We start from the raw sequence: 11,276 nt of genomic DNA, 5'->3' as shown, positions 1-11,276 counted from the left end.
CTACAGGCGCTGCTGGACGCATTTAAAAGATAAGGAAGCCGTTAAAAAAGCTTTAGATGTTTTATGCCGTTGCAACTATCTTCGTAAAATCTGTGATGACAAGGAGCAAAAAGGCGGTCGTTCTACCATACGCTATGAATGGCATCCTTTGGTAAAAAATCAGAGTATTAAACAATGAAGAAAGCTCTTTTAAAGCTTCTCAAAACAATTTTGCAAAACTCTTTTCAATGGCATTCTGTTAGGTAACCTTCTGCAAAGGGAAAGATCAGAATTCTTTTGTAAAAAGAGTTTTGTCTCTTTTGTCTGTTTTGTCGGTTGATTTACCCCCCTCCCATTGAAAAAAAATTGAGAGAAAAAATAAAAACATTCTATTTCAATAGGTTAGTATTTTTCAAAATTTTAAAACATCACGTATAAAAGCAATGTGAGTAATATAGACAATTAATGACACGCATTTTGTCTGTTTTGTCAAATTTTGTCAGTAAATTTTAACAAACAATTGTTATGATATTTTGTGATCATAAAACACTTCAAACTATTTATTTTGATCTCTTAAAACACATATCGAATTTGTCTTTATTTCTCATAAAATGAATAGCAAATTTCACCACTTTGCTGTTTATAACTGCAACTTGTTAAATTTTTTTGACGGATTTGGTGGGTTTTCGGGCGGTTTTCTCCCATTTCAGACTCGATATTTATCCTAAATGTATTTAATAAACCCCATTTCGATTCTTTCGAAGTCAATTGATAAATGTCATAAGACTATGGAGTTTCTCTATAATGCTTCAAACCCTCAATTCTGATAATAAACAATCCTCTTTACGTGCTCTCTTACAATCCTATCGTGAGAAACCAATCTCAGAACAGGAGAAGCAAAAGGTTTTCGAAAAGTTTGTGATTGCTTATCTCACAAAAGACCCTCTCCAATGCCAAGAATATGAAACAGTCCAAAGCTATAGAGACGTAGCTGATGTGCATGGATGGAAAGGAAGCGATGAAGATACCGATATTGATCTGGTCGCAAAAATACGTGATTGCAATGAGTATGTCGCCATCCAATGTAAGTTTTATGAGACAAACTATCAGATCACTCAAGAGAATATTGAGAGCTTTATCGCCATCTCAGGTAAAAATCGTTTTAAATACCGCCTTCTTATTGACAGCACGCAAGGGGAATTAAGCGAAAACGCCAATACCATGATCGAAGGACAAGCGGTTCCGGTTTATCGCATTAATCTCTTTAACATGGAAGACAGTGCAATCGATTGGGGGATTTTTGAAACAGAAGGGAAAATTGTTCTTAAAGATAAGAAACAAAAGTTACCTTTTACCCATCAGAAAGAAGCCATTGAAGCTGTTTGTGAGGGTTTAAAAGAAGCAGACCGTGGCAAGCTGATTATGGCTTGTGGGACGGGTAAAACCTTTACAAGTCTTAAGATAGCAGAACAAATAGCCGGAACAGGCAAGCGTGTTTTGTTTTTAGTGCCTTCTCTTGCTCTTATGTCACAAACAATACGCGAATGGACAGCGGATGCACAAATCCCATTGCGTTCCTTTGCGGTTTGTTCGGATAAGCAAATAGGCAAGCGGCGTCTCAATAATGATGATGATGCTGAACTGAGTGCTTCGGACTTGGCATTGCCTGTCACAACCGATGCGCAAATGCTTGGCGAAAAAGGGAACAAAGTTGCTCCCCATGTTATGAATGTCGTTTTTGCTACTTACCAATCAATCCAAGTGATTGCCGATGCACAAAAGAAATATGCTTTACCCGAATTTGATCTGATCATTTGTGATGAAGCGCACCGTACAACGGGGGCGGCTTTGGGAACCGATAAAAGTGAATCGGATTTTATCAAGGTTCATGACAACAGCATTATTCAGGGCAAAAAACGTCTCTACATGACTGCAACCCCGCGCATCTTTAGTGACCATGCGAAAAGACGGGCGGATGAACTGGATGCCGTGCTAGCTTCTATGGATAATGAGGCAATCTATGGAAAACAGCTGTATTTTTATAGTTTCTCCGATGCCGTCAAGAATGAACTGCTAACGCCTTATAAGATTATTGTCTTGGGTGTGGATGAAAAGTTCGTGCGTGATACTCTTGAGATCCCTACAAACCATAAGAATTATGAACTTCTTCTTGATGATAGAACAAAGATCTTAGGCTGTTACCAAGCTCTGAGCAAAATCGATCTGAAAGTTGATCTTGGGGATGATCCAAATCCAATGCGCCGTGCTTTGGCTTTTTGTAAAGATATTAAGACCTCTGAACGCATTCGTGATACCTTTGAAGGCAAGGGTGTTAAGAGAGCTTTCGGTAAAATCCATAAAGAACACAAAGATACCCCCCCTCTGATCTGTGATGTAAAGCATATTGATGGAAAAGATGGTGCCAAGAAACGAACGGAATTGCTTGATTGGTTAAAAGAAGATGCGGGGGAAAATAGCTGTCGTATCTTAACCAATGTTCGTTGTCTCTCTGAAGGGGTGGATGTTCCTGCTCTTGATGCGGTGATGTTTTTACACCCGCGCAAAAGCCAAGTGGATGTGATACAGGCGGTGGGGCGTGTTATGCGGCGGGCTCCCAATAAGAAAAGAGGCTATATCATTTTACCGGTTGGCGTGCCGGCTGGGATCTCCCCTGAATTGGCTTTAAAAAACAATAAGAAATACAGTGTTGTTTGGCAAGTTCTCAATGCTTTACTTGCCCATGATGAGAATTTTAGCAAAACCCTTAATCAAATGAACTTAGGGCAAGATGTAAGTCCTATTATCGATATTGTCACGGTTTCTCAAAAGATGGAGATAGAAAATGTGACAACCGTTGTTGATGATGTGCCCTTACAGGCGAAAACAGAAAGCGCAAATGCTTCTTTTGCTACGACCGTCCGTAAATCCCTTTCTCATCATAATGGGCAAGGACAATTGCCTCTGTATAAGGCATTTCCCAATGCTTTTAGAACATTTCTTGTCAAAAGATCAACTATGAGTGACTATTGGGAAAACTGGGCGGGCAATGTTGCTGAGATTGCACAAAACCATATCAATCGCCTGCAAAACATGCTTACTGATGAAAAGAGTAAAGCACGCCGTGCTTTTGATGCGTTTCTCAAAGAATTACAGAACAACTTAAACAGTGATATCAAACAAGAGGAAGCGATTGAGATGTTAGCGCAGCATCTTGTCACGCGTCCTGTTTTTGAGGCTTTGTTTGATGGCAATCAATTTGTACAAAACAATGCCATCTCACAAGCAATGGAAAAGATTTTAGCTGAGTTGGATAAGACCAATATTGAAGAGGAGTCAAAAGAGCTTAAAGAGTTTTATGAAAGTGTCAAATTCCGTGCTTCTGGGATTACCGAACCCCATGCAAGACAAAATCTTATTATCAAGCTTTATGAAAGCTTTTTTGCCAAGGCTTTCAAACGTACGACAGATAAACTTGGCATTGTTTATACCCCTGTTGAGGTTGTGGATTTTATCATTCATTCCGTTGATGATGTTTTACGCAAGGAATTTGGCAAGAGCTTGGGATCGCGTGGTGTTTCTATTCTTGACCCCTTTACAGGTACGGGTACCTTTATCACACGGCTTTTACAATCTGATCTCATTCAACCAGAGGATATGGAATATAAATTCCGTCATGATATCCATGCTAATGAGATTGTTCTTTTAGCTTATTACATAGCAGCCATAAATATTGAATCGACCTATCATAGTCTTATGAAAGGAGATTATATTCCCTTCAAACATATTGGTTTGACTGATACGTTTCAGATGCTTGAAGAGAAAAATCTGCTGCAAGAATTGTTTAAAGAAAACAGTGAATATTTGGAACTTCAGAAAAAGCTGAATATCGAAGTGATCTTTGGCAACCCTCCTTATTCCGTGGGGCAAAAGAATGAGAATGATAATGCGAAGAACACCCCTTATCCACTTTTAGATAACCGTATTCGTGAAACCTATGCTGCTCACTCGAAAGTAACGAATATACGAGCACTTTACGATAGTTACATTCGCGCTATTCGTTGGGCAAGTGACCGTATTGAAAATGCTGGCATCATTGGCTTTGTTTCTGGTTCTGGTTATATAGAAAAGCCAACAATGAACAGTTTACGCAAATCTTTAACCAAGGAATTTACCAGTATTTATGTGCTTAATTTACGAGGAGATCTTCGTAAAAACATGTTAAGTGGTGGTAGAGCTCAAGAAGGAGAAAATGTTTTTGGCAATGGTAGTATGACCGGTATTGCTGTAACATTATTTATCAAAAATCCCAATGTTTCTGGAGATTGTAAAATTTACTATCATGATATTGGCAATAATCTTACGACAGAAAAGAAACTGTCTGTACTCAAGTCCCTTGGTAGTATTGGTGGTCTTGCACAAAAACAAGAATGGAAAATCATCACACCAAACAAACATGGTGATTGGGTAAATCAACGTGATGACAGCTTTGAAACATTCCTAGCTATGGGTGTTAAGAACGGTCATGACAAAAAGCTCTTTGAAAATTTTTCGTGTGGTTTAAAAACCAATCGGGATGCTTGGGTATATAACTCAAGCCGTAAGATTTTAGCAAAAAATATGAATAATATGATTGCTTTCTATAATAGTGAAGTGGAACGTTTTAACGAAACCTATCCACATGCTGATCGGAAAATACGTAAAAACGCTGTAGACAAATTCGTTAACATCGATACCACAAAAATCAGTTGGAACTATTCTCTTAAACAAGAGCTGGTAAAAAGAAAGACATTCAAATTTGAAAGTGATTGCTTAGTTCAAAGTCTTTACCGTCCCTTTACACAACAATGGCTTTATTACAATCGTACCTTTAATGATGCTGTTTATCAAATGCCGCGTATATTCCCAATGGGAAAAGCCTTTGAAAATAAGGTGATACAAGTTACAGGTTTAGGAGAAAGAAGTGGCTTTTCTGTTTTGATGAGTAAAAATTTACCTGATCTTCATGCACTAGATACTAGTCAATGCTTTCCATTGTACCTTTACGAAGATACTGAGGTTTCAAAAAATAGAAGTAATAGCCAATCCCATTTATTTACAAATTCTACAGAGGAAGGAAAAACCACTGGTTTACAACGCCGTGATGCCATTACTGATGAAGGTTTAGCACATTTTAAAGCGGCTTATCCTAATGAGAAAATTACCAAAGATGATATCTTCTATTATGTTTATGGAATTTTGCACTCACAAGATTACCGTGCTCGCTATGCTGATAATCTCTCTAAGGAATTGCCTCGCATCCCTTGCGTAAAGAGTGCTGAAGATTTCTGGGCATTTGTTAATGCGGGGCGTGAATTAGGCAATTTACACGTCAATTATGAGACTGTAGAGCCTTATCCCGTGACCTTTAAAAAAGGAAATCCAAAACTTACAGATATCTCTAATCCTGAGAAATTTTATTATGTTACAGAAATGAAATTCGCAAAAATCAAAAATAGTAAGGAAAAGGATAAGTCTACAGTTATTTACAATAGCAATATCATAATAACAGATATCCCTCTTAAAGCTTATGAGTATATCGTGAATGGTAAATCTGCTCTTGAATGGGTTATGGGGCGTCAATGTGTAAAGACTGATAAAAAGAGTGGCATTGTTAATGATGCCAATCGCTATGCTATTGAGACCATTGGCAACCCTGCTTATCCATTGGAATTGTTCCAAAGGGTTATTACGGTAAGTTTAGAAACAATGAAGATTGTTAAGAACCTACCAAAATTAGAATTAAGAGAAACTCAATAGATTTATGAAGCATGCCTATCATATAAGCATGCCAATCTCACAAGGGGTATAGAGTTTATATCTATACTCTTTTGTTAGTTGATTATGTAGAATCTTAAAAGGAATGATTTACTATGCGCTATTCTAAAAAGAGAAACCTTGCACTTTTAGACACTCTCATTTGGATTGCTTTAAGACTTTTAAGAAATCCCATCTTAAATAGAATGAGATTTTTTTACATTGCCTTTAAAAGATTATATCGCAATCTAAAATGATATCTTTCAAAAGCTCTTTTTAAAGAGAAGAATGAATGTTTTTATTCTTTACGTTATGACACCTTCAAAACCCTCAAAAACCCTCAAAACATATAATATTAGTTGTATTTATGCGTCATATCATTAATCATCAGTTGTTTTTTGAAAATTGATAAAAATTAACATATTGAAATATAACACTTTTTATTTTTTACTAAAATTTTTTTTAAAGGGGGGGGCTAAAAGAACCCTCAAAACCTTCAAAACCCTCAAAACTAAAAATCTTGATAATATTTCTCATAATCACGAGCTGTCTTTTGAAAGGCTTTAAAGATTTATATGCTCTCTCATAAAACATAATTTAAACACGCACTCTAATCATAATAATTGTTTGTTAAAATTTACTGACAAAAATTGACAAAACAGACAAAATGCGTGTCATTAATTGTCTATATTACTCACATTGCTTTTATGCATTGGATTACAAAAATTTGTATAATGCTAACCTATTGAAATATAATGTTTTTATTTTATCTCTATTTTTTTTAAATGGAATGGGGGGATAGATTAACTGACAAAACAAACAAAAGAGACAAAAGCCCATTAATAGGTATTTTGATAAGGATATAAGAATTCGAAATGTTTTTATAACAAATCAAACCCGCATGATCATATTATCCTTTGTTTTGAAAAAATGATGCGATGACTATAGAGAATGAATTAAAACAACAGAGCAACCCCGCAAAAGAGATCTTGAATTTGCTTAGCATACTGAAAAAAATCTTTATTTTTCACAATTTTTACATTCGATAATAGAGAAAAAGATTTTGAGCAAACAGCTCATTGACGAGTGATAGTTGGAAGGATTCTCACCTGAGAAACAATTATGAAATCCTCACCTAAATGAATTAAGAGATTGTTGCCAACTTTCTCTCCAAGTTTAGATCATGGACTCTAAACTCTTGCATCACATCCGGAGAGAGAATACTACTGTTGTTGAAATCTGCACCACCCTCTACTTTCTTAGCCTCAAATCCGTCAATAATGAGGTTGTTTTTTTTCCAAGGATAGTGAGATTACCACTACTGTTGCGTTTACTCAACTGATGAGGAAAGATTTCAACTCTCCCTCCTCTTCTATAAAATTTCTGAAACCTTTTCGATATTTTTTAAAATACTATCTCTTGTCTTTTTTTCCGATAAATTGAATGAATTTCTTTTTCCAAAAGAATGAAGCTTCTCCTTGCTGAAGCCATCATTAATCATCAAGCTTTTCTGCTACCTGTTTAACTAAAGCATAGTTGAGTTGTTTATTCCTTTTTACTTCTGTAGCTAAAACCAATGCGCGTTCAAGATGGGTTTGGTTGATGCTCTCATCAAAGCCTAGATGATCTCCTGTCTCAAAGCTTTGTTGATAGGACTGCAAGCTTTCAATATCACCCAATAAAGCAAGAGCACCAATATGAAGCAAGCCATAATGCGCATCGGTTTCTTCATTCACATTGCTTACTTCCCAAGGCGCAGTACCATAGTGAGAGCGAAGTTCTTCATGAAGATCAATGGCGGTTATCGCCCATTCTAATGCATCATCAAGCGCCTGCTTTAATCGATCCGCACTCACCTCTGCTTCAAAGATTTCCAATCCCTTGGCTTCAAAATTAAGATCTAAATCCGGTAAATCTTCAGAATGAATAGGATCAATGACCTTGCAAGCAGCGGCAACTATGCCGGTACTAATCAACAAGGCGCTATCAAATTGCGGATAATCTTCAGCAACTTCGTCGTTATAAAGAAAATCAACTTCACGATCAGCCAATTGATAGCTCGCCATATAATCGTCTTCATTGATTTTCTTAACGGACCAATTCAAACTTTTTAAAAGAGCATGAGCACTTTCCATGGTGAGATGATTATCATTGTCATCCGCTTCATCCACTTCAACAGAAGTTGTTTTAGAAGCAACAGATGCTGTTTGTGGATCAAGGGATAAAATCAGAGCGTTTTTTGGAAAACCTTTTCGATAATCTCGTGCAAGAGTAAGAACACTATCAATTATGTATTTTGTAATGTCTTTCACAAAACCTAGAGGATTACCTTTTCTAATGCTCTCCTTATAAAATTTGAGCTTCTCTATATCCCCTATCAGAATAAGCGCAATAAGGTGACGTGCTAGAAGGTAAGCTTCGCTATTTGTTGGCAAAGCGGCATAGTCATAGATAATTTGATTGACATTCTGTTGATCTGCCCACTCAAGAATATTTATACAGATCTGTTTCAGTTTGCCTTCATCCAATTCAGTACTAGAAACTGTATAAACTCCTTCTGCCTCTTTGAGTGGTATATACTGAGGTAATCGAGAAAACATATCCCGATGAGCGGTAGAAAAACCAAGTGTTGAAAGTGAAGCTTTCACTGTAACAATGGAGGTTTTCCCTTCTGTCTCAAGCTTATAAACTATGTTGATGAGGCGGTCTTTGCTGATAAAATAAGCATTACGATTGTAATCTTTATCGCGATAAACTGTCCAACCCATCGCTTTTAATTTTTCAGAAACTGTATTAAGAAAAGCCAAAGATTGTACATCAATACTTGTATCTTCTTCCTCTATCTTCTGCAAAGTTGGCAGATACTCTTCAGCAAATTCAATAGCACGATTAACATGGGTTTCTAGTTCTTCATCAAGACTTTGTAAATGTTCAGGAATTTTACCCATCTCAAGTGAATTTTGATAGGATTTCAGCACATCAATTTGACCTGTTAATGCTAAGCAAGCCAAATGCCAAATCACATCTGGATAATAGACATATTCCTGAAAAAGTGTTTTACTTTTGATCGACGCTTGCAAATCTTGAGCACGTGCCCACTGTATCACCCGCTCAGAGATTTTAATAATCTCGTGCTCATTCAACGCCTCTACACAAATATCAATGCCTTTATCAAAACCACTATAAATTCCCCCTCCAATCGTGTTAAAAGACTGATAAAAATCCGTAGGAAATATACACTCATATTCCCCACTATAGTGAATATATTCGCAAGCTACAGAAATTTCTTCGTTAGAAATCTCTGCTTCAAGACGGATATTGTAATTATCAAGAAGACGTACAAAGCCAAAATCAAACTGAATAAAGCGATCAGGCAAAGTTAACCACATTTTTCCAGGCTCCGTGGCAAACCACCCTTGCGTTTTGAGAATACGGCTTGCTACTGTAAGACTCATCAAACGTTGTTTAGGCTTTTTACGTGCTAGAATATCATCTAACACCCCGTTTTTATAGGCTTGTGCAAAAAGAATAAGACGATCAATCCATCCTATTGTTTTGTAATCTGCAAATTCTGGTACATGTAATTGGGGTGTTAGCTCAGAACTCTTTAAAGCATCGATATCGCCAAGCAATGCTTCTGCAACAGCAGAATGATTGACAGCTTCTTCGCGTAACTTTTGTTCAATATCTTGCTCTTGTGCCCAAGAAATAACTTTGTTTAGAGCATCCTTAATATGGCTTTCATAAAGATCTGGAGCTTTAATATTGAAATTTTCCTTCGCGTAAAACAGAATATCTCCATATTTATATTGTGATTCTTTACCTTTAGAATATTCCCGAGCAAGACAATAAGCAGCGGTAGTGAGATTAGCTGATAACCGCAACTCTTTACCACTCTCTCCATAATTTTTTATATCATAGTCAATGCCGACAATACGGTCAGGAAGATGATAATGTGCGAAGGTATCGCCCACTTCATCGCGATAGGGCTTCCACCCCAGCCTTTTTAAAATTTCTGTTACATTTTTGATTTGCATCATCATTTATTTTCCTTGTGCAAGCTCTTCTAAAAGACTTGGATGACGGACAACTTCATATTCGATTTTTCTTCCCCATTTCTTGCCTAATTGGTTTTGAGCCCAATTTTTTTTAAAATCGTCCAATGCTTTCTCAGTTGGTTTCTTCTCTTTTATAAATTTTTTGAGTTCATCTTGATATTTATTTAGCTTCTCTTTGTTTTCATGAAGAAAATTTCTAATTATAGATCCCGTTGGTCTCGCTTTACCTGTTTTATAAGATTCTTGCAAAATTTTTTGATTTTCTGTAAGCTTCGCATCACCTGTTTTTATTTCTCTAATTTTTAATTCACCATTTTCTATATAAACAAGATCAGGGCGAGATCTTTTTTCAAGTGCTTTTTTATTAATCAGATCACTCTCAAATTCAGCTCCCTTCACTTTATCTTTAAATGATGGCTCCTTCGGGCACACCGTGCATTTTTCTCTATTTTCCAATTCTTGCTTTTCCTTATTCCGCTTTTTGTCATGATGTTTTCTAACTTTATTAAGACTTTTACCCTTTTCCTTATTGTCATCATCATTATTTTTTTGTGGGCCTTTGCTGCTCGTTTGTGAGTCTTTATTTTTTTCTTCTTTGGTATTTTTGTTTGTTTTTTCGCTGTCTTTTTCTGCATTTTTCGACACAACAGCCAAATCGTCAAGAGGATCAGTTGTAGCAACAATATCTCTGTTCAAATAGGATACAACAACAACTGCTCCGCCTACGATTAGAATTGCCCATCCTACAGGAGTTAGAGCGGATAAAACTGCACCAGCCTCCACAACAAGCGGAGCTGCTAACGCAAGACTATTATTCTCTGCGGCATTGCCTGCGGCATCAGCACCGCTATTCACATCACCACCAGCAAGCCCAGCTGCAAAGCCACCCGCAGCCCGTGCAACATTAATAGCATGATCTCTAAAATCGGAAAATTGCTCTTTAATTTTTTGACCTATGCGTGCTTGATCTTCTACAGTTAGAGGGCGCCCATTCAATGCTGCTATTTCTTTTTGTATTAAATTTTGAGACCACAGTTTAAACTGGAGCATTGCGGTGGCTTCGCCGACAGCACCGCCCACGGCACCAGCAGAGCAAGCACCGCTTGCAACAGCGCCTTTTAAGCAACCAAGACCAGCATGGGCAACAATCTGGGTGACCGTGTCGATCTTTCCTTCAGCCTTGGCTGTGCCAATTTCTTCTGCCAATGTCTTGCCAACCGTATCAGACAAGGCAGTGCGCAGATTGTTGAAAAAATTCTTCTCAAGAGAACCACCTTCAAGAACCGTTTGCACACCCGCACCAATGGAAGCTTTGATTAGGTTCTTTTCCGCTTCATGGGCAATCCGCTCTGCAAAGGGAGCCGTTTTGGGTAAAGACTGACCAACCCCTGCCATATCTGTCAATTGGCTGGTCAAACCCGCTGTCACCATCGAAGAAACAATGCT

Annotated in this window: 3 protein-coding genes; 1 reads left to right on the top strand and 2 read right to left on the bottom strand. The window is 37.3% G+C overall.

The genetic code is table 11. From position 1 onward, the window contains the following. The first annotated feature begins 783 nt into the window (after window positions 1–783). A complete protein-coding gene (locus AC0QT1_RS07980; protein WP_473202059.1) occupies window positions 784–5,775 on the top strand; it encodes a DEAD/DEAH box helicase in 4,992 nt (1,663 codons plus the stop codon). A gap of 1,490 nt (window positions 5,776–7,265) precedes the next feature. Here AC0QT1_RS07980 and AC0QT1_RS07975 read toward each other — a convergent pair. Further along, window positions 7,266–9,815, bottom strand: a complete 2,550-nt coding sequence (locus AC0QT1_RS07975) for a DUF6990 domain-containing protein (RefSeq protein WP_473201222.1) — start codon at window positions 9,813–9,815, stop codon at window positions 7,266–7,268. Then, window positions 9,816–11,276 (bottom strand): DUF637 domain-containing protein (locus tag AC0QT1_RS07970; RefSeq protein WP_473202058.1); only part of this gene is annotated, 1,461 nt, incomplete at its 5' end.

It is taken from the genome of Bartonella sp. P12B (genome assembly GCF_055796185.1).
Note: the sequence above shows the minus strand (reverse complement) of the source record. Positions and strands in the feature narration are given on the sequence as shown.